Source organism: Alloyangia pacifica, from assembly GCF_003111685.1.
GTDB classification, from domain to species: domain Bacteria; phylum Pseudomonadota; class Alphaproteobacteria; order Rhodobacterales; family Rhodobacteraceae; genus Salipiger; species Salipiger pacificus_A.
This window is the reverse complement of record NZ_CP022191.1, coordinates 272,557-298,936: the sequence shown is the minus strand read 5'-3', so window position 1 is coordinate 298,936 and position 26,380 is coordinate 272,557. Positions and strand designations below refer to the sequence as shown.

Sequence of the window (26,380 nt, the reverse complement as noted above, 5' to 3'; positions counted from 1 at the left end):
CATCTTCTGATGGCATAAGTGGGGGGCGCCATCGGCGCCCCCTTTCCGTCGGAGCCTCGGACGAACCGGGCCCGGCTTACCGTCACCCCGCAGCACGTCGGGGGAGCAGAGGCAGGAACGGCAATGAGCATCTCCGCATATCAACGCACGATCCGCGAAAGCGAGTCCCCGCGCCAGATCGAGGCCCGCGTCTTCGCCCGCGTCACCGGCGCCCTGCAGCAGCACGTCGAGGCCTGGGCGGCCTCCCCCGAGAAGTCCGCGCGGATCGCGGTACTCTCGGACGGTCTGCGCGACGCGCTGGCGCAGAACCAGCGGCTCTGGTCGCAACTGCGCGACGACCTCGCCAGTTCGCGCAACGCGCTGCCCGAGGCGCTGCGCGCCAACCTTCTGTCGATCTCGCTCTGGGTCGACCGCACCAGCACGACGGTCCTAGGCGGCGGCCCCGGCCTGCCGGCGCTGATCGACGTGAACCGGAACATTCTCGCCGGGCTCTCCGCTGCCCGCCCGGCCCCGACAGGCATGGCACAAGATGGCGCTCAACCTTACTCTCAAGCCCTTTGAACGGATCGTCGTCAACGGCTGCATGATGCGCAACGGCGGGCGCAAGACCACGCTGACCATCGAGAACCGTGCCGACATCATCCGCGAGACTGACCTGCTGAAGCCCGAGGCCGCCGCCACGCCCGTGCGCGCGGCCTATTTCCTCATCCAGTCCGCGCTGATTTACCCGGACCGCCGCGACGCGCTGACCAAGTCGGCGCAGCAGCAGCTGGCGAAGCTGGCCACGGTGTTCACGCCGCAACTGGCCAGGCATGTGTTCGAAGCTGCCAACAACGTCAGCATGGGCGAGTATTTCACCGCGCTGCGCGAGCTGCGGCCGCTGATGAAGCGCGAGCTCGAAGTGCTTGGCCCGGCGGGCCTCGATCCCACGTCCCCTGACGAATTGCCGAGGATCCCGACATGATTTCCGTTGCTGGCCTGTCCACCGGTCTCGCCCTTCGCATCGTCGATGCGACGGCGGACAAAGAGCACGCGATGATCCCGGACGAGGCGGAGCACAAGCGCGCCATCGACTACTTCATGGAGAACATCGAGAAGGTCGAGAGCGTCGACGACCTCGTCGGCGACTACCAGCTCTACAGCTTCGTGATGAAGGCCTACGACCTCGAGGACCAGATCTTCGGCAAGGCCATGATGAAGAAGGTCTTGCAGAGCGACATCAACGACCGCGGCGCCCTGGTCAACCGGCTGACCGACGACCGCTTCGAAACCCTCTACAACGCCATGGGTTTCAGCGACGGCGGCAAGGCGAATTCCAATACGTCGGACGACGACTGGAAGGCGAAGATCGTGGCGGCCTATGTCGACACCACCTACGTCAACGCCAAGTCCGAGGACAACGAGGCGCTCGGCACCGTGCTCGAGTTCCGCCGCAAGGCCGCCGAGGTCAGGACGGTGTTCGATCTGCTCAAGGATCGCGATCTTGCGGAGTTCGCCCGCACCGCGCTCGGGCTGCCCGATGCCATCGCGGGCGGGGACATCGACAAGCAGGCCCAGCTCATTGCCAGCCGCATCGAGATCGGCCGCCTGGGTGATCCGGAGTATGTCGAAAGCCTTGTGCAGAAATACGTCGCGATCACCGATGCGACTGCGGATTTCAGCTCCACGAATGCCGCGATTCAGCTGATGAACAGCGCCGCCAGCGGCTCCTCCGGCAGCTTCGTGCCGGTGACCATCGATATCCAGGCGATCCAGGGCTTCAGCGGGTACAGGACGCGCTGAACCCCGGACTTCCCGTCGTCAATACATCTCGTCGTCGTCGTCGCCGAGCGGCAGGGTGATCTGGTCCTGATCGGCAAGCGTGCGCGCGTAGTCGAGCATCAGCGCCTGCGCCGCGCTCACGTCGCGGCGGCGGACGGGGCCCATGCTCTCCATCTCCTCGATCAGCATGTCGCGCGAACGACCAGGCAGCGCGTTGAGGAAGGCGTCGCGCGCGTCCTGGCTGGCGCCGCGCAGGGCGGTGGGCAGCGTGTTGCCGGGCACGCCGCGCATGATCCGCGCAAGGTCCATCGGCTCGAGCCGCACGAGGTCCTCGAAGGTGAACATCTTCGCCTTGATCGAGGCGAATGCGTCGGGGATCGTGGTCTCGAGAATGGGGGCCATGGCGTCGAAGGCGCTGCGGTCGAGTTTGTTGAACAGATCCGCCATGCGCTGGTGCTGCTCGGCGGCGGTGGGCTGCGCGCCGGCATTGATGATGTCGCTCTGCAGCGATTCCTCGATCTGCCGCATCATGTGGTGCGGCACGGCCTCCATGCGGATCATCCGCTCGACGACGCTGTTCATCTTCTCCGGCCCCAAGAGCGGCAGCACCTTGGCGACCACATCTGTCTTCACGTTGGTGAGGATCGCCGCGATGGTCTGCTCGTGCTCGCCCTTGAGGTAGTTGGCGATGACGTTCTCCGAGAGGCCGCTGAACCGGGCCCAGAGGTCGCGCTCCTTCAGCGGGCCGCGGATGTCCTTGAGGATGGCCTCGACCTGCTCGCCGGGCAGCAGCGAGCGCAGCAGGTTCTCGGCCACCGCGAAGGAGCCGACGACGCCGCCGCCGTTCGTCATGTCCTCGACGAAATCCGCCAGCACCTGCTCGACCGTCTGCGCCGCAATCGAGCCAAGGCCCGACATGGCGCGGGTGACGCGCTGGATCTCGTCGTCGTCGAGCTTCTGCATCAGCGCCGAGCCGCGCTTCTCGCCAAGGCAGAGAAACAGGATCGCCGCTTTCTGCGGGCCGGTGAGCTTGCGCCGCGGCGCCTGCGGGGCGGGATCGCTCGTCGTGGTGCGTTGAACGTTCGCTACAGCCATCTGGCGGCTCCAATCATGTCTTTCAGCCCGCTCCCGAGAGCGGCAGATAACTTTCCATCAGGCTCCCGGCGAGCATGTACCAGCCGTCGATCAGCACGAAGAAGATGACCTTGAACGGCAGCGAGATCAGCACCGGCGGCAGCATCATCATGCCCGCGCTCATCAGCACCGAGGCGACGATCAGGTCGATCACCAGGAAGGGCAGGTAGATCAGGAAGCCGATCGAGAAGGCCCTGCGCAGCTCCGAGATCATGAACGCCGGAACCAGCTCGCGCCAGCCCACGGCCTCGGCGGAGGCGGGCAGGGGGCCGGGCTCGACCTCGGCGCCGCCGGCGTCGCTGCGCGCGGCGATGTCGTGGAACAGGCTCAGGTCCTTTTCCCGGGTGTTGGCATACATGAAGCTCTTGAACGGCTGTCCGATGCGCGCGAGCGCCTGTTCCTCGGTGATCGAGTTCTCCATCAGCGGCTGCACGCCGCCCTCCCAGGCGTCCTCGAACACTGGTTGCATGACGAAGAAGGTCATGAACAGCGCCATGGAGGTCAGCACCATGTTGGGCGGCGTCTGGTTGAGCCCCAGCGCCGATCGCAGCATCGAGAAGACGATCACGAAGCGGGTGAAGCTGGTCATGATGACGAGCAGTCCCGGGGCCAGCGACAGCACCGTCATCGCCGCGATGAGCTGAAGGATGCGCCCCGAAAGCGAGGCACGCTCGTCCGATCCGGCGGGGGCGGAACTCAACGCGTCGCCGATCGCGCCCAGAAGGTCAGAGCCGGCCGCCTGCGCATGGGCCGGGCCCGCGGCCACAAGCAGCCCCCCCGCCGCCAGAAGCAGGCAGGTGAGTGCAACTCCCCACTGGCCGGACCGGAGGCTCATTCTTCGGAGACGTAGTCCTTGACGATCTCGATGAGCGAGACGCCGAGCCGTTCGTCGGGCAGGCGCACGAGATCGCCGCGGGCCACCAGCCGCTCGTTGATCATCACCTCCACCGGTTGGCCGATGCTCTTGTCCAGTTCGATGATCGAGCCCCGGCTGAGCTTAAGCAGCTGCGCGATCGGCATGCGGGTCTGCCCGAGCACGATCTGCACGTTCAGCCCGACGTTCAGCATCGCGTCGATGCCCTGCCCACCATCGGCGGGCTTGGGCGCGGCGGCGCCTCCGGGTTCCGCTTTTGCGGTCTGCGCGGTCTGTGCCTCGTCTGTCACGTCTTATTCTCCTGCCTGATCCTGCCCGACGCTTGCGTCGATGCGTGCCTTGCTGTCCTCGAGCGCGCCGAGGATGCGCTGGCAGATGTCATTGAAACTATAGTGCATCACCCCGTGGTCCCATTCGGCACGCACATCGCCCGTTGCCAGCGCGGGGTCGGGGCTCACCTCGATCCGTCCGCCGAAACCGGCGTGCCGCGCGACGCGCTGAATCTCGGCGGCGCAGCTTTCCGTGACCTCGGGGGCGAAGTGGAATTTCAGCTCTGCGGCGCCGAGCGCCATGCGCACCGCGCCGCGGGCCTCCTGCAGCGCCTCCTGGTCGGCCAGCGCGGCGCTCGCCGCCGGGGCAACTTGCCGCAACACAGAAAGCGCAAAGCCCACCATTTGCGACTCGAGCACCGCGTGGTGATGGTCGGCATCGGCAAACAGCGCCTGGAGCGCGGGCGCGATGGCCTCGACGGCGGTCACCTGACGTGCGCTCGTGCTCTGCTGCGCGGCGCTCGCGGCCTCGTCACGGCCCTGCGCCAACCCGGCCTCGAAGCCTTCGGCCTGCGCCTTGGCCACCGCCGCATCGAACTCCGCGCGGGTATAGATCGCGCCGACCTTGGCCTGCTCGCCGCGGCGCTGCGCCTCGGCCTCGGCATCGAAGTTGCGGTCGAAGATGAAACTCATGTCGCGGTCCCCTCTGCCAGCCAGCCTTTCAGCACCTTGATCGCGTCCTCGGGCTCATCCTCGATCAGCTGGCCGACCGTATTGATCCAACCGCGCTGTACGCCGCCCTGCACCGAGGCGAAGGAGACCATCTCGGCACTGCCCTCGGGCAGCGGGTCGAGCACCGTGCCGCTGTGGACCTGCTCTTCGCGCAGAGCCTGGATCGGGGGTGCGTTTGGCTGGCCGGGAAGGCCTGGGGGCGTCTTGGCACCGGGCAGGGCGGCTGCTTCAGGCGCGGGCAGCCCGCCGGGGCCCTCTCCGGTTGCGGGCCTGTTCGCCTCCATCAGACGCAGCAGCGCCGGGCGCACGCCAAAAGCCAGCACCGCCGCGACCAGACCCAGCGCGAAGAGCCCGCGCAGGATGGTCCCGAGGTTGTCGGTAATGACCTGCGCGAAGCTGCGGGATACCGGCTCGCCGACGTCCATGGAGTAATCCATGAACCGCAGGCTCACCACCTCGAGCGTGTCGCCGCGGTTCTCGTCGAAGCCCATGGCGCTTTGCACCAGCGCCTGCAGCCGCGCGATTTCCTCGGCGCTGCGTTCCTCGTATTCCACCGAGCCGTCGGGCTGGACGTTGTAGATCCCGTTGATCAGCACCGCCACCGACATGCGCTCTACGTCTCCGGGCTCGCGCACCGTCTCGACCTGCTTGCCGCCGATCTCGTAGTTGACGATCTCGTTGCTGGTGTTCGAGCTGTTGGTGTTGCTGCCGGGCACCGCGTCGGCCAGTGCCGCAGGCACGTCGTCGGCCACGCCGACCTCGCCGCTGGCCGCGCGCTGGTCCTGTGTGGTTTCCTCGCGGGTCTCGGTCGAGCGCACCACCCGCTGGTCGGGATCGTAGCTCTGCTCGCGCACCACCTGCCGCTCGCTCGACAGATCGACGCTCACCGTCACCCGCGCGTTCCCCGCGCCGACACGGGCCGAGAGGATCTGCGTGATGCGCTGACTGAGCCGGTCTTCGATCTGGGCGCGGGCCGATTGCAGCGAGGCCTCGCTGCCCGCCTCGCCGTCGTCGGCCAGGATCGTCTCGCCCGAGGCCGAGAGCACCGTCACCTGCGCCGGGGCAAGGTTGGGCACCGCCGACGCAACCAGAGAGCGAATCGCATGAGCCTGCTTCATCCCGATCTGGCGCGAGCCGCGCACGATGACCGAGGCCGAGGGTTTCGGCCGCTCGCGCGAGAAGGGCTCGCGCTCGGGCAGCACCAGGTGGACCCGCGCCGCCTCGACCCCGTCGATGGTCTGGATCGAGCGCGCCAGCTCGCCCTCCATGGCGCGCATCCGGTTCACCCGCTGCATGAAACTGTTCATGCCAAGCCCGCTCTGCTCGTCAAAGAGCTCCCAGCCCGGTGTGCCTTCGCTGGGCAGGCCGAGCGAGGCGAGCTCCATGCGGGCGCGGGCCATGTCCTCGGCGGGCACGCTGACTGCGGTGCCGGCGGTGTCGGTGCGGCTGCGGATCCCGGCGGCTTCGAGCGAGTCGACGATACGGGCGGCATCGGCCGGATTCAGATCGCGGTAGAGCGAGACGTAATCCGGCGTGGTGATCACGGAAAGTCCGAAAAATACCGCCAGAACAAGGGCAAGCCCGGTGCCTCCGAGGACCGAGAGTCGCCGCCATCCCAGCGATTTTAGATTTTCCAGTATCGCCTGCACGTGTCCTGCGCCCTATCGTGTCGCTCGCCGCAAGAATAAACACAACTGTTCTTGCTCATCAAGAACTATACCGGAAGTTCTGCTTGCTTGCTGCGAAGATTCCACGCATAGTAAATCAAGATTAGATACCACTTTCAAAGACGGTTCATGGCTGACGCGACGACGACGGAAACCACATCCGACGGCTCCCGGAAAGGGGGGCTGGTCATCGCGCTCGCAATCGCGTTGGCCTGTGTCGTGGCGCTTCTGGCGGGGCTTGTCGCCGCAGCGGGGCCAGCCCGGCTGGGGGCGCTGATCAGCGGCACAAAAGCGCCGGAGAGCAGCTCGTCGGCGCATACGGATGCGTCGGGGCAGGGTACGGCCTCAGCGTCTGGTTCCGGGGCCTCCAGCTATACGCAGCTGATGGACATGCCCAAGCAGCCCGAGAACATCATCGTGCTGCCGTTCCAGGAGATCATCGTCAACATCACCGCCACCACGGCCACCGGGCGGCAGACCTCGCGCTTTCTCAAGCTGAACCTGGCGCTGGTCTACGACAACAGCATCGCCGGGGCCGCGACGATCGAAACCCGCCAGCTGTTCATGCGCGACAGCTTTCAGGACTACCTGCGGCAGCTCAACGAGAGCGATCTGCAGGGCTCGATCGGCATCGCCCGGCTCAAGGCGGAGTTGCTGCGCCGCGCCCGCGCGATCACCGACAGCGAGGCGCCCCGGGAATTTCTCATCGCGGACCTGATCATCCAATGAACGAGCAGAGCCAATTCGTGATCGACACCCGCGCCGTCGAGGAGCTGATCGTCGAGCGTGCCAAGCGCTCCTACGCGCGCCTGCCGATGCTCGAGGTGGTGTTCGACCGGTTCGCGCTATCGCTCTCGCAGGCGCTGAAGACCTACCTTGGGGCGGTGGTCGACGTGACCTTGGCCAAGATGGATTACCTGACATGCCAGGACGCCATCGACTCGCTGCCCGAGCCCGCGCTGATCGGCGTCACCGAGGCGGTGGAATGGGGCGGCACCATCGCCGCCGCGCTGCGCCCGGAGTTGCTCTACTCGATCCTCGAGATCACCTTCGGGGGCCGCACGGTGCCAGAGAGCCCGCGCAGCCCGCGCACCTTCACCGGCATCGAGAAGCGGATCGGCAAGGCGTTCTGCGAGCGCACGCTCGCGGAGCTGTCGGCGGCTTTCGAGAAGGTGACGCCGGTGCGCTTCGAGATCGGCCATCTCGAAACCAACCCCAAGGCGCTGATGCTCGGGCCGCCGACCAGTTCTTGCGCACGCGCGGTGCTGCGGATCAACATCGAGGATCGGGTCGGCGAGATGGTCTTCCTGTTGCCGACCACGGCGCTCGACGCGGTTGGCGACGTGCTGTCGCAGCAGTTCACCGGCGGCCAGCTGGGCGGCGACACCGGCTGGCGTATGAAGCTGACCGAGAAGCTCGGAACGACCAATATCCCGGTCGCCGCGGTGCTGGGGGAAACCAACCTGAGCCTGCGCGAGGTGCTGTCCTGGATGCCGGGACAGATCCTCGACCTCGGCATGCAGGTGGATGATCCGGTGACCATCTGCGTGACCGGCAAGACCATTGCCCGCGCCGAGGTCGGCCGGCGCAAGAACGGCAAGATCGCGCTGAAGGTCTCGGAAAAACTGTACGAAGAAGAGGAATTGCCCAATGTCCTTCTTGATTGACATGGCCATACTGGTGCTCCTCGTCGGCACGCTCACCTACGCCTGGGTGGTGGATCGCCGCGTGCGCGTGCTGATGGCGGCGCTGCGCGAGCTCGAGCCGATGATCGGCAGCTTCTCTGCCGCGGTGGACAAGTCCGAAAGCGCGGTCTCCGCGCTGCGGGCCGCCGGTGAGCAGGCTGCGGACAGTCGTGGCCGCCGCCAGCGCGAGCCCGAAGTCAGCCGCAGCGACGCCGCCCGTGGCGAGGCGCCGTCGTTCCGCACCTCGCGCGAGCGGCCGAACCGGCCGACCGGCACCGCCTCTGTGTCGGGCAAGTCGGAGCTGGTGCGCGGCTTCTTCGAAACCGTGCGCAACCGGGAGGCGTGAGCCGGATGCGCCCGATCACCTTCCTGCTCGTGGGTCTTGCGGTCGCCGTGATCGGCAAGATCGGCGTGACCCTTGCCAACGAACCCAAGCTGGCCTCGGTCGCCGAGCCGCCGCAAGCCGAGCAGACGATGTTCGTCGGTGCCGCTTCCGCGGCCGCCAGCGGCGAGCCGGACCCTGTACCGGCTGCGGCCACGGCGGCGGCGGCGGATCCGGCAATGCTCTGCGAAGGCGGTCCCGAAGAGCTGCTGGCCTCGATCCGCGCCGAGCGCGAGCTGTTGCTGGCGCAGAAGGACCGCTACGCGCAGCGCGAGGCCGAAATCGAGCTGGCGCGCGAGACGCTCGAGATCGAGCAGCAGCGGCTCGCGGATCTGAAGGTCGAGCTCGATGGGTTGCTGGAGAAGGTCAAGGCGGCGCACACTTCCGACGTGGACCGGCTGGTGGCGCTCTACCGGAACATGAAGCCCAAGGATGCGGCGACCATCATGGACGATCTCGACATCGAGGTTTCGGTCATGGTTCTCGGCACGATGAACGAGCGCGACGCGGCGCCGATCATGGCCGCGCTGAACCCGGTGCGGGCGCGGGCGATCTCGCAGATCATCCTCGAACGCTCCAAGCTGCCGGGCGATCAGCGGCTCGACGACATCCGTCTCTGATCGGTTTTCCCTCGTGAAAGCGCCGGCCCTCGTCTTTGGGCCGGCGTTCTCATGTCTGGCGGGATCGGAGCGGGCTCAGCTCGCCAGCTCGTAGTAGGCGGCCTTAGCCTCGATCAGCACGTCGTGGCTGCCGCGTTCGACCACGCGGCCCTGTTCCAGCACCACGATGTGGTCGGCGTCGCGCACGGTGTTGAGCCGGTGGGCGATGACCAGCGTTGTGCGTCCCACTGCCAAGCGCGACAGCGCCGCCTGCACCTCGCGCTCGGTGGTCCGGTCGAGCGCCGAGGTCGCCTCGTCGAGAAGCAGGATCGGCGGGTTCTTGAGGAACACGCGTGCAATCGCCACACGTTGCCGCTGCCCGCCCGAAAGCATCACGCCGCGCTCGCCGACCACAGTGTCGAGCCCCTCTGGCAGGGTCTCGACCAGCGGGGCAAGCTGGGCGTGGGCGACGGCGGCGCGGATTTCCTCCTCGGTGGCGCCGAGCTTGCCATAGGCGATATTGTCGCGCAGCGTCCCGCCGAAAAGGAAGACGTCCTGCGACACCAGCCCGATCTGGCTGCGCAGCGAGGCGAGGGTCATCTTGTGGATCGGCACGCCGTCGATGCGGATCTCGCCGCCGGTGGGCTCGTAGAACCGCGGCAGCAGCGCCATCAGGCTCGACTTGCCCGCACCCGAGGGGCCGACGAGCGCCACCGTCTCGCCCGGGCGGATGTCGAGCGAGACCTCGTGCAGCACCCCGCGCGCGCAGTCATAGGCAAAGCTGACCTGGGCGAAGGTGATTTCGCCGCGAAACCTCGGGGCCTCGATGGCGCCCGGCGCGTCGGTGATGTCGGCCTCTGTGGCCAGAAGTTCGGTGTAGCGGCGGAAGCCGGCGATGCCGCGCGGGTAGGTCTCCATCACCGCGGCGATCTTCTCGAGCGGGCGGAAGAAGACGTTGACCAGCAGCAGGAAGCCGACGAAGCCGCCCTCGGACAGCGTGCCGTTGAAGACGAAGCCCGCGCCGGCCACCATCACCACCACCTGCACCATGCGCATGCCGCTGTAGTGCAGCGCGGTGAGCTTGGCGAGGATGCGGTAGGCGTCGAGCTTGGTCTCGCGGTAGCGGCGGTTGTCCTGCTCGAAGAGCGCGCGCTCGTGCGGCTCGTTGGCAAAGGCCTGCACCACGCGGATGCCGCCGAGGCTTTCCTCGAGCCGCACGTTGAAGGCGCCGACACGGCTGTAGATGGCCTGCCAGGTCTGGGTCATCCGCCCGCCGTAGACGGCGATCAGCCAGACCATGACCGGCACGATCACCAGCGTCATCAGCGCCAGCGGCAGGTGGATCCAGGCCATGAGGCCAAAGGCGCCGGCAAAGGTCATGATGGCGATGAACAGATCCTCGGGGCCGTGGTGGGCGACCTCGCCGATCTCTTCGAGGTCGCGGGTGACCCGGGCCACGAGCTTGCCGGTCTCGGCGCGGTCGAACCACCCCCAGCTCAGTTTGGTGAGATGCGCGAAGGCCTTGCTGCGCATCTCGGTCTCGATGTTGATACCAAGCTTGTGGCCCCAGTAGGTGACCACGATCATCAGCCCCGCGTTGATCAGGTAGACAACAACCAGCCCGACAGCGGCGAGCAGCGTCAGCGTCCAGTCACCGCCGGGAAGCAGGTGGTCGATGAATCCGGCGATGGCCAGCGGGAAAGCCAGCTCGAGCAGTCCCGAGATCACGGCCGACCCGAAGTCGAGCCAGAAGAGCCGCATGTGCGGGCGGTAGTAGGCGAAGAACTGGCGCAGCATCTGGCTGTCTCCTAGGGGTCGTGGCGCGGTCCTGCCGGGCAAAGGCAGAAAGGGGCCCCGCATCCATAGACGCGGCGCCCCGGCTTGTCAGGCGAAACGGATCACCACTTGTAGGTCAGGCGGGCCTGAACCGTGCGACCGTCACCATAGTAGCAGCCGAAGGAGCCGCAGTTGGCCACATAGGCCTCGTCGGTGAGGTTGCTGACGTTGACCGAGACCTGCATGTCGTCGGTCACCGCATAAGAGGCCTGCAGGTCCAGAAGGGTCACGTCGTCCATGTGGTAGAGGTTGGCCGCGTCGCCGTAGCGTTCGCCGATGTAGCGCGCGCCCCCGCCGAGGGTGAGCCCGTCCAGCGCCGAGCCAGCGGCAAAGCTGTAGTTCGCCCAGAGGCTGGCGTTGTGCAGCGGCGCGTTCGGCATGTCGAAGCCATCATAGTCGCCGCCCTCCTGCTCGGCGCGGTTCCAGGCATAGGCGCCGCGCAGGTTCCAGCCGCCGTCGAGGTCGACCGAGGCTTCCAATTCCAGACCCTGCGAGTGCACCTCGCCGACCTGCCGCTCGTCGCCGATGCCGCTGTCGTCGGTGACCGGGGTCTTCACGTTGGTCTGCCGCAGGTCATAGATCGCCGCACTGAAGAAGCCATTGAAGCCGAGCGGCTGGTATTTCACCCCGGCTTCCCACTGCTTGCCCTCGGTCGCCTCGAAGGGGGTACCGCTGTTGTCGACGCCGATCTCGGGATCGAAGGAGGTGGTGTAGCTCAGGTAGGGTGCGAGACCGTTGGCGTAGACGTAGCTCAGACCGGCACGCCCGGTGGTCGCCTCGTCGTCCTGGTCGATGTCGGTGTTGCTCTCGTAGATGGCGCCTGCCCAGTCCATCCAGGTCGAGGCGGTGCCGGTCTGGCTGGCCCAGTCATGGCGCAGCGCCAGCGAGGCGCGCCAGTTGCCGAAAGCGAGCTCGTCCTGCATGTAGAGGCCGACCTGCTCGAGCGTGAGGTCATTGGTCTCGGAGTACCACGGGGCGCTCAGGTTCGCGCCGCCGTAGGAAGGGTTCGAGAAGCTGATCGCATCGGCGTTGAGGAAGTCGGTGGTCTCGTCGATGCCGTAGCGGCGCATGTCGAGGCCGAGCACCAGCCGGTGGTTCACTGCGCCGGTGTCGAGCTGACCGTTGAGCCGCAGGTCGAGGTTCTGCGAGAAGCTCGCTTCGCTCGTGCCATTGGCGCCGCGGGTGATGGTATCGCCGTCGCTCACCGGGTTGTTGACGTAGAAGCCGGTATAGTCCCAGTCGAATTTCTGGTAGCGGAAGTTCGCATCCACCGACCAGTCGCGGCTCAGCTCGTGGCTCAGCTCGAAGCCGAGGTTGAGCATCTCGCGATCGCTCTCGTCATCACCGGGATCGCCGGCGTAGAAGTCGCGCAGGTCCTCGTCGTCGGCCGCGCCGAGCAGGTCATGGGGCACACCGGCGGGGGTGATCGGGCTGTCCTTCTGCCGGGCGCCGAGGACTTGCAGCGAGGTCTGCGCGGTCGGCTGCCAGCGGGTGGCGAGGCCGAGGTAGCGGCGGCTGTTCTCGAGCTCCTCCACGTCTTCCTCGCTGTCGCGCGCCACGGCGGTGACGCGGGCGGCGAAGGTGCCGCTGAAGGCGTGGTTGTAGTCGATGAAGCCCTCGGTCGCCTTGGGCTCACCGGCGCCGACGCCGAGCTCGCCGAAGCTGAGGAACTGGGCGCGCTTCTGGATCTGGTTGATCACGCCGCCCGGGATCCCCGCGCCGTAGAGCACCGACGCCGGGCCCTTCAGCACCTCGACACGTTCCAGCGAGTAGACCTCGAACGACGGCGCGCCGCGTTCCCGCAGCAGGCGCAGGCCGTTGAGATACTGGGCGTTGCCGCCGTTGAAGCCGCGGATCGTCGGCGCGTCGAAGCGCGGGTCAGTGCCGTAGGGCTGCGCGGTGACGCCGGCGGTGTAGCCGAGCGTGTCTCCGAGCGTGGTCGCGCCCTGGTCCTCGATCTGCTCGCCGGTGATCACCGAGATCGACTGCGGCGTCTCGAGGATCGGCGTGCCGGTCTTGGTGGCGGTCTGCGCCGTGGTGGCCACATATCCCGGCACCGGGTCCGACGGATCGTAGCCGCCCTCGAGCACGAGCTCGCCCAGGTCAAAGAGGTCTGCGGTGGATTGCGCCTGTGCGGCCCCGGCGAGGGCGAGCAGGCTGGCGCTGGCGAGAAGAGGCAGGCGGAGGGTACTTGTCATGTCACGTTCCAGAATACGGATTTTTTTCCGAGTATTTATCTCGGGATTTAAAGCCGCGCTTGAACGAGACTGCCGTGATTTGAAGAAATCGCGCGCGTTCTGACCTTTCGCCAGGCGGCGGGGGTCTCTCCCTGCGCGGCGCGGAAGGCGCGGGTGAGATGCGCCTGGTCGGCGAAACCCACGGCGGCGGCGATCTCGGCGAGCCCCATCGGCGTGTCGGTCATCAATCCCATCGCCGTCTCGACCCGAAGCTGTGTCAGCCAGCGCTGCGGCGTGGTTCCGAGGCTCTGCTTGAAGGCCCGGGTGAGCCAGCTTTCCGAGAGGCCCGCCAACTCAGCCAGTTCGGCCACCTCGATCCGCCGATGCAGCGCCGAAAGGGCATGGCTGCGCAGATCTCGGATCACATGCGGCGGCAGACCGCCGCGGCGCGGCTCCGCCACGGTCGCACCAAGGTCGAGCACCTCGCAGAGCAGCGCCGAGAGCAGCCCGTCGAGCATGATGTCGGGGCGGGACGGGTTCTGCACCTCTTCGGCCAGAAGCGCGGCGAGCGGCTGGGTGCGGTTCTCGGCAGCGAGGAAATGCGCCTCGTCCATCCGCCGCGCGCCGCCCGCGGCACGCAACCGCTGCGCCAGCGGTCCGGCCTCGAGGTGAAAGTCGAGATGGGCATAGTCTCGCTCTTCGGGCAGGGCGCTCCAGAGTGGCATGCCGGCGGGGATATAGAAGGCGCCGATCCCCTCCAACCATGCCCCGTGCGGGCTGGTGCGCAGCCGCAGCGCCCCGACTTGCGCGCCGAGGAACACCACCAGCCGCGGGTCGGGTGAGCGGTAGAAGCCGCCCGCGCCCGCCTCGCCATGCACATGCCAAACGTCGGCGATGGCAGCGCCCCAGCGCCGCCAGCGCAGCGGGCGCGTGGGGCTGATGGCTCGGGTCTGCGATGTCATGCGGGGCATGAAGGTCATGGCGGCTCGCGTCGGTCAGGCGGGGAGGCGCGGCCGCGGGGCGTGGCGCACCCGGGTGCCGGCGGGGACATTGGGCAGGAAAGGCGCGGCGGGCGCCGGAGCGAAACGCCGGTCAGTTTGGACTTCTAGGAAAACCAACCAATTTAGTCAAGCAAGTCGCCCAGCATTCACGACGCCGCGTCGGACGAATCGCCCGGGTCCCTGTTTCCTGCCGGATGTGTGCTCGGTTCGCCGGCGTTCTCTAGACGCGCCCCGGAAAAATGCACAGTTCGAAGGCACCATTTCGGTGAAATCCAAGGCAAACCCTAGGTTCTCTTGCCCGATCCGACGTTTTCATACCAAATGGTTTGATCATTCGCTATGAGACCGCAAATCACCGTGGTGCGGCGAGGGCTGTCGAAGGAGCAGGGCATGAAACGATACTGGGCGGATTACAGCAGCAGGGAGTTTGCCGCGCTCGACCGCGAGAAGCTGATCGCGGTGCTGCCGCTCGGCGCCATCGAACAGCACGGCCCGCATCTGCCCATGTCCGTCGACACCGCCTCGGTCGAGGGTGTGGTCTCGCGTCTTGCGGGCGCGCTGCCCGATCACAGCCCTGTGGTCTTCCTGCCGACCCAGGCGGTGACCAAGAGCAACGAGCACAGCGCCTATCCGGGCAGCCTGACGCTCTCGGCCGAGACGCTGCTGCGGGTCTGGACCGAGATCGGCGCCTGCGTGGCGCGCTCGGGCGTGCGCAAGATCGTCCTGCTCAACGGCCATGGCGGCAATATCCCGGCCATGGACATCGTTGCCCGGGAGCTGCGCGAGAAACACAAGATGATGGCCTTTGCCCTGAGCTGGTTCGCCGCCGGGATGCCCGAGGGGGTCTTCTCGGAGCGCGAGTTGCGCCATGGCATCCACGCGGGCGACATGGAAACCTCGGTGATGCTGGCGCTCGATCCCGGCAACGTCGACATGTCCGAGGCCCGCGACTTTCCCTCGCAGGCCGAGATCTGGGCACGGGACACCCCCTCGATCGCGCTGCCCGGCCCCGCAAAACCCGCCTGGCTGACGCAGGATCTCAGCAGTGCCGGGGCCTGCGGCGAGGCCCATCTGGCCAGCGCCGAGAAGGGCGCGGCGACGCTCGATCACGCGGTCGCCCGGCTCCTCGACATCTTCGACGAGATCGACCGCGCACCGCTGTCGCGGCTCGACACGCAACCCGACTGGTAAGGAGCCCGCCCATGCCCCTCGACACCACAGCACACGCCTCTGTGCAGGGCGCTGCGCAGATCGAGATGTCCCACGTCTTCAAGCGCTTCGACAACGGAACGCTGGCGCTGCAGGACATGGATCTCACCATTCGGCAGGGCGAGTTCGTCAGCCTGCTCGGCCCCTCGGGCTGTGGCAAGTCGACGGCGCTGCGGATGATCTCGGGGCTTCTGGCGCCTTCGTCGGGTCAGATCACCGTCAACGGCCACGCGCCGGGCGGTGCGGGCACCTCGGGGGGCGTGCAGGGCGGTGACGTCAGCTTCGTCTTCCAGGAGCCGACGCTGATGCCCTGGGCCACGGTGTTCGACAATGTCTACCTGCCGCTGAAGTTGCGCGGGCTGAACCGCAAGCAGGCCGAGCCGCAGGTGACTGAGGCGCTCGAGATGGTGGGTCTTGCCAAGTTTGGCGGCAGCTACCCGCGCGAGCTGTCGGGCGGCATGAAGATGCGGGTCTCGATCGCCCGCGCCATGGTGACAAAGCCCAAGCTGCTGCTGATGGACGAGCCCTTCGCGGCACTCGACGAGATGACCCGCTTCAAGCTGAACAACGACGTGCTCAACCTCTGGCGGCGCAACGGGCTGACGGTCATCTTCGTCACCCACTCGGTGTTCGAGAGCGTCTACCTGTCGAGCCGCGTCGTGGTCATGGCACCGCGCCCGGGCCGGGTGGTGCATGACATCGCGCTGCCCGATGCCACCACCCGCGACGAACACTACCGCACCACGCCTGAATATGCCGAGACCTGCCGTCTCGTGTCGGATGCACTCGAAGGGACCATGGACGATGTCGACCTCAACCACTGACCCCGTCACCATGGCCGCGAAGAGCGCCCCCGCCTCGGAAGACCCCGCGCTGCGCGTCGCCCGCCGCGAGCGCCGGATGCAGATCCTCATGCCCTGCGCCGCGCTGCTCTGCGCGCTGGGGCTCTGGGAATTCCTCGTGCGCTACAACGAGGTCCCGCACTACCTGATCCCGGCACCGAGCCTCATACTCGAGACGCTCTGGACCGACGGACCCTCGCTGCTGTCGAGCGCCTGGTTCACCGTCAAGCTGACGCTGCTGTCGCTTGGCCTTGCGATAATCGGCGGCGTGGCGCTGGGGATGGTCTTTGCGCTCTCGCGCACCATCGAGATGAGCCTCTTTCCCTTCGCGGTGATCCTGCAGGTGACGCCGGTGGTGGCCATCGCGCCGCTGATCCTGATCTATGTCGACAGCACCTTCGCCGCGCTGCTGATCTGCGCCTGGATCGTCGCCTTTTTCCCGATCCTGTCGAACACCGCCATCGGGATGCGCAGCGCCGACCACAACCTGCGTGACCTCTTCACCCTCTACGGCGCCACCAAGTGGCAGCGCCTGCGCTACCTGCTGATCCCCTCGGCGCTGCCCTACTTCATGGCCGCGCTGAAGATCGCCGGGGGTCTTGCGCTGATCGGCGCGGTGGTGGCCGAGTTCGTCGCCGGCACCGCCGGGCAGAACACGGGCCTTGCCTCACGCATCCTCGAAAGCAGCTTCCGGGGCGAGATCCCGCGGATGTTCGCGGCGCTCCTTCTGGTGTCGATGCTGGGCATTCTGATCTTCCTCGCCACCTCCTGGCTCTCGCGCGCGGTCCTCGGGCACTGGCACGAGAGCGAAATCAAGCGGCAGGGCTGAGCGATGACCACGCTGAACGGCGTCGCGCTGGCTGGGCGCGACGGGTATTGGGACGTGACGCTGGAGGGGGCGCGCATCGCCGCGCTGACCCCGTCGGAGGGGCAGGGGGGCGGCCTGCTGTTGCCCTGTTTTGCCGACGCGCATGTCCACCTCGACAAGACCTTCACCGCCGCGCGCGTGCCGAGCCGCCCGCAGTCGCTGCACGAGGCGATAGAGCTGATGGCCGGGGACAAGCCGAACTGGACGGCGGGCGACCTGCGCCAGCGCGCCGCGCGCGGGCTGCGCCGCGCCTTTGCCAATGGCACCAAGGCGATGCGCAGCCACGTCGATTGGACCGAGGCCGGGGTGCCCGCGGCGCTGCCGGTGCTGCGCGAGCTGGCCGAGGAATGGCGCGGCCGGGTCGATCTGCAGCTTGCCACGCTGACGCCGCTGGATGACATGCCCGAGGTCGGCGCGAGGATTGCGCAGGAAATCGCGGGGACCGGCGCCGTGCTCGGGGCCTTCATCTACCGCAACGAGGATATCCCGGCAAAGCTGCGCAGGGTCTTCGACCTTGCCGAGACACACCACCTGCAGCTCGATTTCCACGTCGACGAGGGGCTCGACCCGGAAGCGCAGGGGCTCGATGCAATCCTGCAGGAGACCGAGGCGCGCGGGATGGCGGGCCGGGTGCTGGTGGGCCACTGCTGTTCGCTTTCGGTGCGCCCGGAGGGCGCGGTGGCCGATCTGCTGGGCCGGGCGGCGGAGGCGGGCATGGCGCTCTGCACCCTGCCGACCACCAACGCCTTCCTGCAAGACGCCACGCCCGATCGCACCCCGCGGCTGCGGGGCCTCGCGCCCATCCACGAAGCGCGCGCGGCAGGAATGCCGGTCATGCTGGCCTCGGACAACGTCTGCGATCCGTTCTACCCGCAGGGCGATTACGACCTTTTCGACGTCTACCGCATGGCCGTGCTCGCCGGGCATCTTGATCCCGCCGGATGGCTCGACAGCGTCACCGAGACCCCGGCGCGCTGGCTGGGACATGACTTTGCGCTCAAGGCCGGCGCCCCCGCCGACTTCATCCATATCGCCGCCACCGGGCTCGACGATGCGCTGAACCGCCCTCGCGCGGCGCGTACTGTCTGGCGCGGCGGTGCCCCCATTCCCGAGACCTCCGGAGACCTCGCATGACCGACACGCAACTGGCCGCGCCCAAGGGCCGCCACGCCGAGGCGCTCGCCGCCCTGCGGCAGGACCTCGACGGGCTGCGCTTTTACGACGACGAACGCGCGCTCGAGGCGCGGTCCAAGGATTACTTCTGGTACAGCCCGATCCTCGACGCCGAGCTGAAGGACAAGCGCGCCGAGCTGGTGGTGATCCCGCAGGATCAGGACGAGGTGATCCGCGTTGCCGCGGCGGCCGCCCGCCACAAGGTGCCCGTCACCCTGCGCGGCGGCGGCACCGGCAACTACGGGCAATGCGTGCCGCTCGACGGCGGGTTGGTCATCGACCTGACACGGCTGAATCGGATCCTCGAGATCACCCCCGGCCACGCCCATGTGGAGGCGGGCATCCGCATGTCGAAGCTTGACGACGCTTCGCGCGAGACCGGGCAGGAGCTGACCATGTACCCCTCGACCCGCAGCCTCGCCACCATCGGCGGCTTCATTGCGGGCGGCTCGGGCGGTATCGGCTCGCTGCGCCACGGCATGCTGCGCGACGAGGGCAACCTCACCTACCTCAAGGTACTCACGCTCGAGGAAGAGCCGCAGGTGATCGAGCTGCATGGGCCCGACGTGCAGAAGGTGCACCACGCCTATGGCACCAACGGCATCGTGCTGGAGGTGGGGCTGGCGCTCACCCCCTCGACCGACTGGCTGCACACCGCCGCGCTTTTCGACGGCTACGACAAGGCGCTGCGCTTTGCCACCGCCGCGCAGGAAGATGGCCTCGATTGCTACTTGCTGACCCCAGTCGAGCGCCGCTTCGCGCCCTATTATCGCAAGTTCGAGGGCTATTTCCCCGAGGACCGCGACGCGGTCTTCGCCATGGTCGCGCCGACGGACATGGACCGCTTCCGCGCCCGGGCCGAGGCCGAGGGCGCGAGCATCTCCTTTGCCATGACCATGGAGGAGATCCACGAGAACCGCCTGCAGCCCGCCTATGAATGTGGCTGGAACCACACCACGCTGCAGGCGCTGAAGGTCGACAAGGGCTGGACCTACCTGCAGGTCGCCTACCCGCGCCCCTTCGATCCGGCCCTCGTGATGCGCCAGATGGAGCGCTACGGCGACGAAATGTTCTGGCACCACGAGATGGCGCGGCAGGACGGCGAGATCCAGATCTTCGCCCTGCCGCTGGTGCGCTTCCGCGGCAAGGACGCGATGTACGCGCTGATCGCCGAGCTGGAAGCGGACGGCTGCACGATCTTCGACCCGCATGTGGTGACCATCGAGGATGGCGGCATGAAGACCATCGACACGGCGCAGATCGACTTCAAGAAACGGGCCGACCCCTATGGCCTGATGAACCCGGGCAAGACCCGGGGCTGGCACCCCGAGATGGCGCGCAGCGCATAACAAGACCCCAACCAACAGGACCCCAAGAAATGAAAACTCTCTCCGTTTCCCTGACCGCACTGGCGGCCTCGCTCGCGGCATCTGCGGCCTTTGCCGGCGACAAGGTCGTCTTTGGCACCAACTGGCTGGCGCAGGGCGGCCACGGCGGCTTTTACCAGGCGCTGGCGGACGGCACCTACGAGAAATACGGACTCGAGGTCGAGATCCGTCAGGGTGGCCCGCAGGTGAACAACCGCCCCATGCTGATCGCCGGCAAGCTCGACTTCCTGATGGCGGGCAACCTGCTGCTGTCCTTCGACAACGTGCGCAACGGCATCCCCACCACCGTCGTCGCCGCGATCTTCCAGAAGGACCCGCAGGCGCTCATCGCCCATGAAGGCGCCTACGACAGCTGGGAGGACCTGACCACCGCGCCCGAGATCCTGCTCTCCAAGGACGGGCAGTTCTCCTACTGGAAATGGATGGTGCAGGACTTCGGTTTCCGGGACGAGCAGGTGCGCCCCTACGGTTACAACCTCGCGCAGTTCCTCAGCGACGAGAAGATGGTGCAGCAGGCCTATGCCACCGCCGAGCCGCTCTACGCCGCGGCCGAGGGTGCCGACGTCGCGACCTATCTCATGGCGGATTACGGCTGGAACACCTATGCCACCACCATCGAGACCCGCCAGCAGATGATCGACGAGAACCCCGACGTGGTGCAGCGCTTCGTCGATGCCTCGATCGAGGGCTGGTACACCTTCCTCTATGGGGATCACACCGCCGGCTACGAGGCGATCATCGCCGCCAACCCCGAGCTGACCGTCGAGAAGCTGGACGCCGAGATGGCGCAGGTGCGCGAGCTTGGCATCATCGACAGCGGCGACGCGCTCGAGCTTGGCATTGGCGCGATGACCGACGCGCGCATCGCCGCCTTCTACGAGACCGCGGTGAACAGCGGCATCCTCGAGGAGGGCGGTCTTGATCTGTCGAAGGTGGCCGACACGTCCTTCGTCAACAAGCGCCACGGCATCGAGATCAAGACGGCCGCCGAAGCCAACTGAGCTGGAGAGGCGGTGCCATGCGCGTCCTGATCGTTTTTGCTCACCCGTGCCGGGAAAGCTATGGGGCCGCCCTTCTCGCCACGGCCCGCGAGAGCCTCTTGCGGGCCGGGCACAAGGTCGAGGTGATCGACCTTTACGCCGAGAACTTCGATCCGGTTCTCTCTGCCGAGGATTGGGCCGAGTACGTTTCGAACACCGATCGGCTGATCGCCCGCGTGGCGCCGCATGTCGCGGCGCTGCGCCGGGCCGAGGGGCTGGTGTTTGTCTATCCCACATGGATGTACGGCCCGCCCGCCATTCTCAAGGGCTGGATGGAGCGGGTCTGGCTGCCCGGCGTCGCCTTCGAGGTCGCCAGCGCCACCAAGATGCGTGCCACCGGCAGGTTGCAGAACATCCGCCATTTCGCGGTGATCACCACCTCGGGCTCGCCCTGGTGGTGGCTGCGGCTGATCCGCGATCCCGGGCGCTCGATGCTGGCGCGGGGCTACCGTGTCTTGTTTCACCCGCGTTGCCGCGTGACATGGTTGCAGCTACACGACATGAACCACCGCAAACCACGGGACCTGAAGGCCTTTCTCGCAAAGGTCGGCACCCGCATGTCCCGGTTCGGCGGACCGGCAATCCAGAGGAAGAGCGATGAGCGCCGCACGTCTGAAGCGTAAGGAAATCCACGACGCCATCCGCGAGGCGGCGCTACGCGAATTCGCCAGCACCGGTCTGTCGGGAACCTCCACGCAGCAGCTTGCCAAGGCCGCGGGGATCACCAAGGCGCAGCTGCATTACTACATCACCTCGAAAGAGGACCTCTACCGCGAGGTGCTAGATGGCATCATCGGGCAGTGGCGCGACATCTTCTTCGTGGGCGAGTCCGACGATCCTGCCGAGGTGATCACCGGTTACGTGCGGCTCAAGCTGCGGCTGGCGCTCGACTGCCCCGAAGCCTCGCGGCTGTTCCTGCAGGAACTTGGGCGCGGCGCGCCCGAGATGGGCGGTAAATGGGAGGGGTTGCACGCCTCGGTGCGCGAGGCGACGGCGGTGATCCAGCGCTGGGTCGACGAGGGGCGGATGACCCCGGTCGACCCGCTGCTCTTCATGATGAACATCTGGGCGGTGACCCAGCACTATGCCGATTACGAACTCCAGAGCCGCCGCGTGCTGGGCGTTGATCCCGGAGCCGAGATGGATTTCGAGCGCATCGCGGCGGAGGCGGTGCAGCTCTTTCTTGCCCGCGCCGGACTGAAAGACGAAGGACGGACCCGATGAAACCGCTTGCCCCCAAGAGCATCGCCGCGCCCTTCGGCCAGTATTCGCACGGCATCGCCGCCGGTCCGGTGGTGGTGACCTCGGGCCAGCTGGCGCTGCGCCCCGACGGCGCGATCCCGGACGGTGTCGAGGCGCAGGCCGATTTCTGCTTCGAGGCGGTGCGGGCAATCCTTGCCGAGGATGGGCTGGATTTCTCGGACGTGCTGCGCTTCTCGGCCTTTGTAACCCGGCGCGAGGACATGCAGGGCTACATGGCCGCCCGCGACCGCGCCTGCGCCGATCTCGATGTGAAGCCGGCCTCGACGCTGATGATCGTCTCTGGGTTCACCCGCCCGGAATTCCTTGTCGAGGTCGAGGCGCTGGCGCTGCGCCGGGGCTGACAGCCGTCTGATCTCACGGCGGAATTGTCTGCTATCATGCACCATCTGCCGTCCGGTGGCGGCTTTCGCCGGCAGGGCGCCCCTGGCTGGCATTGTCATTTGCCGTGGCAGGTGCCGCAGGTGACGTAACGGCCGGGTCACAGCGGCCGCGCGTCCCTTCGAGAAGAGGTGTCGTGGTGCGTTATACGGGAAGTGCCTTTGGCACCGGGGCCTGACGCGCGGCATTTCCTCGGCGGCCGCGGGGCGCTAAATCGGCAAGGCAAGCGCAGAGCGCGCGGAAACCCACAGGACGACCCATCATGTTGACTCTCCCGAACGACCACCCGCCCCGCGGCGACGCGCTGCACATGCGGCTGGCAGATGACGGCGCCGCGCGCATCGTGCGGCATATCGCCGAGGCGCTCCCTGCTATCGCGGACCGGCTGGCCGAGGGTCTTCTGACCGGCGATCCGGCGCAGATCGTCGGCGACAACGAAAGCGGCGATGCGCAGAAGGCGCTCGACGTCGGCGCGCATGAGCACATGCTGAAGGCTCTCGCGGGCTGCAACGTCCGCCACGTTCTGTCGGAAGAGGCCGAGGCGGTGGTGACGCTTGATCCCGACGGGGCGTTCGATGTGGCCATGGATCCGATCGACGGGTCCGGCTCGATCGGCATCTGCGCGCTCTTGGGCATGCTTTTCGTGATCTACCCCGCCGGCGATGGCAGCTTCCGCCGCCCGGGCTCCGAGGCGGTGGCGGCGGGCTATGCCTGCTTTGGCCATTCTGTGGATTTCGCCTGGTCGCTTGGCGACGGCGTGCATATCGCGACGCTCGATCGCCGTGCCGGGGATTTCCGCATCACCGCCGAGAACATCCGCCTCAGGCGGACCACCTCGATGATCGCCGTCAACGCCTCGAACGAGCGGCACTGGGCTCCGGGACTGCAGGCCTATGCGCAGGACATGCGCGCCGGAAAGGACGGCCCGCTGGGCAAGACCTACAACATGCGCTGGCTGGCGGCGGCGGTGGGCGATTTGCACCGGATCATGCTCAAGGGCGGCGCCTTTCTCTACCCACAGGACGGGCGCAAGGGCTACGAGCAGGGGCGGCTGCGGCTTGCCTACGAGGCCGTGCCGATTGCCTTCATGGTCGAGCAGGCCGGGGGCCGCGCGAGCGACGGACGGCGGCGGATCCTCGATCTGACGCCCGAGACGCCGCATGGGTTCTGCCCGCTGATCTTCGGGTCCGACGAAGAGGTGGCGCGGATCGAGGAGTATATCGCGCGGCACGGCTGACCCTTCCGCGGCGCTGTCGCCGTCGCCGGAGCGCGGGAGTTCTCCCCATCGGCGGGGGATGGAGCTGTGGATAAGCGGGGCGTTGGATCAAGCAGGTATGGGCCCGGGCTGGCTTGCCTGATTTTTGGGCACTTGCGGGGGCGCGGTTCCGAAAGCCCCGGCAAAAAGCCCCCACCGTGGGCGGTGGGGGCCGTCTGTTTTCTTGTCGACGGTCAGGCTTCGCGGCCGATGCCGAGCAGCTGATAGAGCAGCAGCGCCGCCAGCGTAGATGTGCCGATACCGCCAAGCGCGAAATCGCCGAGATGCAGCGTGAAGTCCCCGGCGCCGAAAATCAGCGCGATGCCTGCGGTGAAGAGGTTGCGCGGATCCGAGAAATCCACCCGGTTCTCGATCCAGATTCGCGCCATGGCCGAGGCGATGAGCCCGAAGACCGCGACCGACAGACCCGCCAGCACCGGCGCCGGGATCGTCTGCAGCAGCGCGCCGAACTTAGGCGAGAGCCCGAGGCAGATCGCAACGATGGCGGCGATCACGAAGACCAGCGTCGAGTAGACCTTGGTCATTGCCATGACGCCGATGTTCTCGGCGTAGGTGGTGACACCCGTGCCGCCGCCCGAGCCCGCGACCATGGTCGCCAGCCCGTCGGCGAAGAAGCCGCGGCCGATGTAGGGATCCATGTCCTTGCCGGTGATCGCCCCCAGCGCCTTGATGTGACCGAGATTCTCGGCGACCAGCACGATGGCGACCGGGGCAATGAGGGTGATCGCGGACCAGTGGAACTCGGGTGTCTGGAACCGTGGCAGGCCGAACCAATCCGCCGTGCCGACCGCAGAGAAGTCGATGCCCGGCATGATTCCCAGCCCGTTGCCCAGCAGCAGCACCAGCGCGTAACCGAAGACCAGCGCCAGCAGGACCGACAGCCGCCGCGTGCCCGAGGGGCCGTAGCAGGAGACCATCGCCATGCAGAGCACCGTCAGCAGCGCGATCGTCAGATGCGCGGGGGTGGGGGAGCCGAAGGCGTTGAGCTGGTCCACGGCGACCGGCGCGAGGTTGAGGCCGATGGCGATGCCGATGGTGCCGGTCACGACGGGGGGCATCAGCTTTTCCACCCATCCGTAGCCGACCGCCATGACGATCAGGCCGATCAGCGCGTAGAGCGCGCCGCAAGCGATGATCCCGCCGAGCGCATGGGCGATGGTCGCGCCCTCTTGCCCGAGCACCGCCAGCACCACCGCGATGAAGGCGAAGGAGGAGCCGAGGTAGCTCGGCACACGGCCCGCGGTGATGATGAAGAAGAGCAGCGTGCCGATGCCCGAGAAGAACACCGCGACGTTGGGATCGAAGCCCATCAGGATCGGGGCGACGATGGTCGAGCCGGACATGGCCAGCAGGTGCTGGATGCCCATCGGAACCGAGGCCGCGCCGGGCAGGCGCTCGTCCGGCATGATCACCTGACCCGTGCCGACGCGCCATCGGGGGAAATATGACATTGCTCTCTCCTGGGAAGACTCTCTCTGCGCGACGCCTTAGCGGCATTTGCACGCGAATGTGAGAGGTTCCGCACCGGAAATCCGGGATGCGCGCGTCGGTGCCGCACCCTTGGGGCGGGATTTCGCGGGCTTGGGTGCGCAGGGGAGAGGGGAGGGGGGACAGTTCTGCCGGCATCGCCCGGCGTTAGGTCCGGGCGATGCGGTAGGATGCGGCTCAGCGCCAGCCGAGGGCGGGGGCGACGTGGGTCAGGATGTTCTCGAGCACATGGGCGTTGTAATCGACCCCCAGCGAGTTCGGGATGGTCAGCAACAGCGTGTCGGCTTCTCTGATGCCCTCGTCGGCCTTCAGCTGCTCGATCAGCTTGTCGGGCTCGTCGGCATAGGAGCGGCCGAAGATCGAGCGCTGTTGCTCGATGAAGCCCACCGAGTCCTTTTCCTTGCCGCCGGAGCCGAAGTACATCCGGTCCTCGTCACTGGTGATCGCAAAGATCGAGCGGCTGACCGAGACCCGCGGCTTGCGCGCATGGCCCGCCGATTTCCACGCCTCGCGGTAGGCGTGGATCTGCTGCGCCTGCTGGATGTGGAAGGGCTCGCCGGTCTCGTCATCCTTGAGCGTCGAGCTTTGCAGGTTCATCCCCAGCATGGCGGCCCATTCGGCGGTCTTGTTGGAGCCTGCGCCCCACCAGATGCGATCCTTCAACCCCTCGGAATGCGGCTCGAGCCGCAGTTTGCCCGGCGGGTTGGGGAACATCGGGCGCGGGTTCGGCTCGGCAAAGCCGTGGCCCTCGAGCATCTGCAGGAAGACCTGCGCGTGGCGGCGGCCAAGGTCCGCATCCGTCTCGCCCTCCTCCGGGGCATAGCCGAAGTAGCGCCAGCCCTCGACCACCTGCTCGGGGCTGCCGCGGCTGATGCCGAGTTGCAGCCGTCCCTGGCTGATGAGGTCGGCGGCGCCGGCATCCTCGGCCATGTAGAGCGGGTTCTCGTAGCGCATGTCGATGACGCCGGTGCCGATCTCGATCTTCTTGGTCCGCGCGCCGACGGCGGCGAGCAGAGGGAAGGGGCTGGCGTGCTGGCGGGCGAAGTGGTGGACGCGGAAATAGGCGCCGTCGAGCCCCAGCTCCTCGGCGGCGACCGACAGGTCGATGGCCTGCAGCAGCGCGTCCGAGGCGGTGCGGGTGGCCGAGCCGCGTTGCGGGGACCAATGTCCGAAGGACAGGAAGCCGATCTTCTTCATAGCGATACTCCTTGGGCTGCGGCGGCAGCGGAAAGCCCCCTCTGCCGGGCCCGTTTGAGCCATAGCTAGTCATTCGGGGGCAGGGCCCGCAAGCCGGGCGGCTGTTTGCCCAAGCGCAGGCCCTGTGCGCGGGTGGCCGGA

At 67.2% G+C, this 26,380-nt stretch carries 27 protein-coding genes; 17 read left to right on the top strand and 10 right to left on the bottom strand.

From position 1 onward, the window contains the following. The first annotated feature begins 123 nt into the window (after nucleotides 1-123). Genes flaF through CEW88_RS20555 form a run of 3 tightly spaced genes read left to right on the top strand, consistent with a single transcriptional unit; the run spans nucleotide 124 to nucleotide 1,782 of the window. Nucleotides 124-561, top strand: coding sequence for a flagellar biosynthesis regulator FlaF (flaF, locus tag CEW88_RS20565; RefSeq protein WP_108970232.1), 438 nt, complete (start codon nucleotides 124-126; stop codon nucleotides 559-561). Continuing rightward, on the top strand, nucleotides 530-964 hold the full coding sequence (locus CEW88_RS20560) for a flagellar biosynthesis repressor FlbT (protein ID WP_108970231.1): 435 nt from the start codon (nucleotides 530-532) through the stop codon (nucleotides 962-964). Before flaF ends, CEW88_RS20560 begins: the two co-directional genes overlap by 32 nt. Next, nucleotides 961-1,782 carry a DUF1217 domain-containing protein gene (locus CEW88_RS20555; protein ID WP_108970230.1) on the top strand — a complete coding sequence of 274 codons (822 nt, stop codon included), beginning with the start codon at nucleotides 961-963 and terminating at the stop codon, nucleotides 1,780-1,782. Before CEW88_RS20560 ends, CEW88_RS20555 begins: the two co-directional genes overlap by 4 nt. An 18-nt stretch (nucleotides 1,783-1,800) precedes the next feature. On the opposite strand, the gene CEW88_RS20550 is transcribed toward CEW88_RS20555, so the two are convergent. The 5 genes from CEW88_RS20550 to fliF are packed head-to-tail and all read right to left on the bottom strand — an operon-like array spanning nucleotide 1,801 to nucleotide 6,419. Further along, nucleotides 1,801-2,856, bottom strand: coding sequence for a flagellar motor switch protein FliG (locus tag CEW88_RS20550; RefSeq protein ID WP_108970229.1), 1,056 nt, complete (start codon nucleotides 2,854-2,856; stop codon nucleotides 1,801-1,803). 22 nt (nucleotides 2,857-2,878) lie between these two features. Further along, nucleotides 2,879-3,730: a flagellar type III secretion system pore protein FliP gene (gene fliP / locus CEW88_RS20545; RefSeq protein WP_108970228.1), complete on the bottom strand. Its 852-nt coding sequence runs from the start codon at nucleotides 3,728-3,730 to the stop codon at nucleotides 2,879-2,881. After that, a complete protein-coding gene (locus tag CEW88_RS20540; protein WP_108970227.1) occupies nucleotides 3,727-4,059 on the bottom strand; it encodes a FliM/FliN family flagellar motor switch protein in 333 nt (110 codons plus the stop codon). Before CEW88_RS20540 ends, fliP begins: the two co-directional genes overlap by 4 nt. Before the next feature lie 3 nt (nucleotides 4,060-4,062). Beyond that, nucleotides 4,063-4,731, bottom strand: coding sequence for a FliH/SctL family protein (locus CEW88_RS20535; RefSeq protein WP_108970226.1), 669 nt, complete (start codon nucleotides 4,729-4,731; stop codon nucleotides 4,063-4,065). After that, entirely contained in the window at nucleotides 4,728-6,419 is a 1,692-nt protein-coding gene (gene fliF / locus CEW88_RS20530; protein WP_108970225.1) for a flagellar basal-body MS-ring/collar protein FliF, read from the bottom strand. Before fliF ends, CEW88_RS20535 begins: the two co-directional genes overlap by 4 nt. 147 nt (nucleotides 6,420-6,566) lie before the next feature. On the opposite strand from fliF, the gene CEW88_RS20525 reads away from it, so the two are divergent. Genes CEW88_RS20525 through CEW88_RS20510 form a run of 4 tightly spaced genes read left to right on the top strand, consistent with a single transcriptional unit; the run spans nucleotide 6,567 to nucleotide 9,124 of the window. Next, on the top strand, nucleotides 6,567-7,166 hold the full coding sequence (locus tag CEW88_RS20525) for a flagellar basal body-associated FliL family protein (protein WP_108970224.1): 600 nt from the start codon (nucleotides 6,567-6,569) through the stop codon (nucleotides 7,164-7,166). Further along, nucleotides 7,163-8,104 carry a flagellar motor switch protein FliM gene (locus tag CEW88_RS20520; protein ID WP_108970223.1) on the top strand — a complete coding sequence of 314 codons (942 nt, stop codon included), beginning with the start codon at nucleotides 7,163-7,165 and terminating at the stop codon, nucleotides 8,102-8,104. The genes CEW88_RS20525 and CEW88_RS20520 overlap by 4 nt, the downstream gene beginning before the upstream one ends. Beyond that, entirely contained in the window at nucleotides 8,088-8,468 is a 381-nt protein-coding gene (locus tag CEW88_RS20515) for a flagellar motor switch protein (protein ID WP_108970222.1), read from the top strand. The genes CEW88_RS20520 and CEW88_RS20515 overlap by 17 nt, the downstream gene beginning before the upstream one ends. A gap of 5 nt (nucleotides 8,469-8,473) precedes the next feature. Then, nucleotides 8,474-9,124 (top strand): MotE family protein, encoded by a 651-nt coding sequence (locus CEW88_RS20510; protein ID WP_108970221.1) that lies wholly within the window; start codon nucleotides 8,474-8,476, stop codon nucleotides 9,122-9,124. Between the two features lie 75 nt (nucleotides 9,125-9,199). On the opposite strand, the gene CEW88_RS20505 is transcribed toward CEW88_RS20510, so the two are convergent. The 3 genes from CEW88_RS20505 to CEW88_RS20495 form a co-directional block, all read right to left on the bottom strand. Then, entirely contained in the window at nucleotides 9,200-10,900 is a 1,701-nt protein-coding gene (locus CEW88_RS20505; protein ID WP_108970220.1) for an ABC transporter ATP-binding protein, read from the bottom strand. Between the two features lie 101 nt (nucleotides 10,901-11,001). Next, the gene (locus CEW88_RS20500; protein WP_108970219.1) at nucleotides 11,002-13,137 is read right to left on the bottom strand and encodes a TonB-dependent siderophore receptor; all 2,136 of its coding nucleotides are present in this window, start codon (nucleotides 13,135-13,137) and stop codon (nucleotides 11,002-11,004) included. A gap of 47 nt (nucleotides 13,138-13,184) precedes the next feature. Next, entirely contained in the window at nucleotides 13,185-14,096 is a 912-nt protein-coding gene (locus CEW88_RS20495) for a helix-turn-helix domain-containing protein (RefSeq protein WP_108970218.1), read from the bottom strand. Nucleotides 14,097-14,507: 411 nt separating this feature from the next. Between CEW88_RS20495 and CEW88_RS20490 the strand changes: the two genes are divergently transcribed. From CEW88_RS20490 to CEW88_RS20445, 10 genes are all read left to right on the top strand, one after another. Beyond that, on the top strand, nucleotides 14,508-15,308 hold the full coding sequence (locus CEW88_RS20490) for a creatininase family protein (protein WP_108970217.1): 801 nt from the start codon (nucleotides 14,508-14,510) through the stop codon (nucleotides 15,306-15,308). Between the two features lie 11 nt (nucleotides 15,309-15,319). Next, nucleotides 15,320-16,150: an ABC transporter ATP-binding protein gene (locus CEW88_RS20485; RefSeq protein WP_108970216.1), complete on the top strand. Its 831-nt coding sequence runs from the start codon at nucleotides 15,320-15,322 to the stop codon at nucleotides 16,148-16,150. Nucleotides 16,151-16,160: 10 nt separating this feature from the next. Continuing rightward, nucleotides 16,161-16,997, top strand: coding sequence for an ABC transporter permease (locus tag CEW88_RS20480; protein ID WP_108970415.1), 837 nt, complete (start codon nucleotides 16,161-16,163; stop codon nucleotides 16,995-16,997). A gap of 3 nt (nucleotides 16,998-17,000) precedes the next feature. Then, nucleotides 17,001-18,170, top strand: coding sequence for an amidohydrolase family protein (locus tag CEW88_RS20475; protein WP_108970215.1), 1,170 nt, complete (start codon nucleotides 17,001-17,003; stop codon nucleotides 18,168-18,170). After that, entirely contained in the window at nucleotides 18,167-19,558 is a 1,392-nt protein-coding gene (locus CEW88_RS20470) for an FAD-binding oxidoreductase (protein WP_108970214.1), read from the top strand. The genes CEW88_RS20475 and CEW88_RS20470 overlap by 4 nt, the downstream gene beginning before the upstream one ends. A 29-nt stretch (nucleotides 19,559-19,587) precedes the next feature. Next, on the top strand, nucleotides 19,588-20,598 hold the full coding sequence (locus tag CEW88_RS20465) for an ABC transporter substrate-binding protein (RefSeq protein ID WP_108970213.1): 1,011 nt from the start codon (nucleotides 19,588-19,590) through the stop codon (nucleotides 20,596-20,598). A gap of 17 nt (nucleotides 20,599-20,615) precedes the next feature. After that, the gene (locus CEW88_RS20460; RefSeq protein WP_108970212.1) at nucleotides 20,616-21,260 is read left to right on the top strand and encodes an NAD(P)H-dependent oxidoreductase; all 645 of its coding nucleotides are present in this window, start codon (nucleotides 20,616-20,618) and stop codon (nucleotides 21,258-21,260) included. Further along, nucleotides 21,235-21,861, top strand: coding sequence for a TetR family transcriptional regulator C-terminal domain-containing protein (locus CEW88_RS20455; protein WP_108970211.1), 627 nt, complete (start codon nucleotides 21,235-21,237; stop codon nucleotides 21,859-21,861). The genes CEW88_RS20460 and CEW88_RS20455 overlap by 26 nt, the downstream gene beginning before the upstream one ends. Next, nucleotides 21,858-22,241, top strand: coding sequence for a RidA family protein (locus tag CEW88_RS20450; protein WP_108970210.1), 384 nt, complete (start codon nucleotides 21,858-21,860; stop codon nucleotides 22,239-22,241). The genes CEW88_RS20455 and CEW88_RS20450 overlap by 4 nt, the downstream gene beginning before the upstream one ends. 299 nt (nucleotides 22,242-22,540) lie before the next feature. Next, the gene (locus CEW88_RS20445; RefSeq protein WP_108970209.1) at nucleotides 22,541-23,515 is read left to right on the top strand and encodes a class 1 fructose-bisphosphatase; all 975 of its coding nucleotides are present in this window, start codon (nucleotides 22,541-22,543) and stop codon (nucleotides 23,513-23,515) included. A 212-nt stretch (nucleotides 23,516-23,727) separates the two neighbouring features. Here the strand turns inward: CEW88_RS20445 and CEW88_RS20440 are convergent, their stop codons facing one another. Both CEW88_RS20440 and CEW88_RS20435 read right to left on the bottom strand, forming a co-directional pair. Further along, nucleotides 23,728-25,005, bottom strand: a complete 1,278-nt coding sequence (locus CEW88_RS20440) for a solute carrier family 23 protein (protein WP_108970208.1) — start codon at nucleotides 25,003-25,005, stop codon at nucleotides 23,728-23,730. A 214-nt stretch (nucleotides 25,006-25,219) separates the two neighbouring features. Further along, nucleotides 25,220-26,239 (bottom strand): LLM class flavin-dependent oxidoreductase, encoded by a 1,020-nt coding sequence (locus tag CEW88_RS20435; RefSeq protein WP_108970207.1) that lies wholly within the window; start codon nucleotides 26,237-26,239, stop codon nucleotides 25,220-25,222. Between the last annotated feature and the right edge of the window lie 141 nt (nucleotides 26,240-26,380).

Bases quoted from the DNA above. Each gene is read 5' to 3' on its own strand.
- flaF (WP_108970232.1), top strand. From the start codon at position 124: ATGAGCATCTCCGCATATCAACGCACGATCCGCGAAAGCGAGTCCCCG.
- CEW88_RS20560 (WP_108970231.1), top strand. From the start codon at position 530: ATGGCGCTCAACCTTACTCTCAAGCCCTTTGAACGGATCGTCGTCAAC.
- CEW88_RS20555 (WP_108970230.1), top strand. From the start codon at position 961: ATGATTTCCGTTGCTGGCCTGTCCACCGGTCTCGCCCTTCGCATCGTC.
- CEW88_RS20550 (WP_108970229.1), bottom strand. From the start codon at position 2,856: ATGGCTGTAGCGAACGTTCAACGCACCACGACGAGCGATCCCGCCCCG.
- fliP (WP_108970228.1), bottom strand. From the start codon at position 3,730: ATGAGCCTCCGGTCCGGCCAGTGGGGAGTTGCACTCACCTGCCTGCTT.
- CEW88_RS20535 (WP_108970226.1), bottom strand. From the start codon at position 4,731: ATGAGTTTCATCTTCGACCGCAACTTCGATGCCGAGGCCGAGGCGCAG.
- CEW88_RS20525 (WP_108970224.1), top strand. From the start codon at position 6,567: ATGGCTGACGCGACGACGACGGAAACCACATCCGACGGCTCCCGGAAA.
- CEW88_RS20520 (WP_108970223.1), top strand. From the start codon at position 7,163: ATGAACGAGCAGAGCCAATTCGTGATCGACACCCGCGCCGTCGAGGAG.
- CEW88_RS20515 (WP_108970222.1), top strand. From the start codon at position 8,088: ATGTCCTTCTTGATTGACATGGCCATACTGGTGCTCCTCGTCGGCACG.
- CEW88_RS20510 (WP_108970221.1), top strand. From the start codon at position 8,474: ATGCGCCCGATCACCTTCCTGCTCGTGGGTCTTGCGGTCGCCGTGATC.
- CEW88_RS20505 (WP_108970220.1), bottom strand. From the start codon at position 10,900: ATGCTGCGCCAGTTCTTCGCCTACTACCGCCCGCACATGCGGCTCTTC.
- CEW88_RS20500 (WP_108970219.1), bottom strand. From the start codon at position 13,137: ATGACAAGTACCCTCCGCCTGCCTCTTCTCGCCAGCGCCAGCCTGCTC.
- CEW88_RS20495 (WP_108970218.1), bottom strand. From the start codon at position 14,096: ATGACCTTCATGCCCCGCATGACATCGCAGACCCGAGCCATCAGCCCC.
- CEW88_RS20490 (WP_108970217.1), top strand. From the start codon at position 14,508: ATGAAACGATACTGGGCGGATTACAGCAGCAGGGAGTTTGCCGCGCTC.
- CEW88_RS20485 (WP_108970216.1), top strand. From the start codon at position 15,320: ATGCCCCTCGACACCACAGCACACGCCTCTGTGCAGGGCGCTGCGCAG.
- CEW88_RS20480 (WP_108970415.1), top strand. From the start codon at position 16,161: ATGGCCGCGAAGAGCGCCCCCGCCTCGGAAGACCCCGCGCTGCGCGTC.
- CEW88_RS20475 (WP_108970215.1), top strand. From the start codon at position 17,001: ATGACCACGCTGAACGGCGTCGCGCTGGCTGGGCGCGACGGGTATTGG.
- CEW88_RS20470 (WP_108970214.1), top strand. From the start codon at position 18,167: ATGACCGACACGCAACTGGCCGCGCCCAAGGGCCGCCACGCCGAGGCG.
- CEW88_RS20465 (WP_108970213.1), top strand. From the start codon at position 19,588: ATGAAAACTCTCTCCGTTTCCCTGACCGCACTGGCGGCCTCGCTCGCG.
- CEW88_RS20460 (WP_108970212.1), top strand. From the start codon at position 20,616: ATGCGCGTCCTGATCGTTTTTGCTCACCCGTGCCGGGAAAGCTATGGG.
- CEW88_RS20455 (WP_108970211.1), top strand. From the start codon at position 21,235: ATGAGCGCCGCACGTCTGAAGCGTAAGGAAATCCACGACGCCATCCGC.
- CEW88_RS20450 (WP_108970210.1), top strand. From the start codon at position 21,858: ATGAAACCGCTTGCCCCCAAGAGCATCGCCGCGCCCTTCGGCCAGTAT.
- CEW88_RS20445 (WP_108970209.1), top strand. From the start codon at position 22,541: ATGTTGACTCTCCCGAACGACCACCCGCCCCGCGGCGACGCGCTGCAC.
- CEW88_RS20440 (WP_108970208.1), bottom strand. From the start codon at position 25,005: ATGTCATATTTCCCCCGATGGCGCGTCGGCACGGGTCAGGTGATCATG.
- CEW88_RS20435 (WP_108970207.1), bottom strand. From the start codon at position 26,239: ATGAAGAAGATCGGCTTCCTGTCCTTCGGACATTGGTCCCCGCAACGC.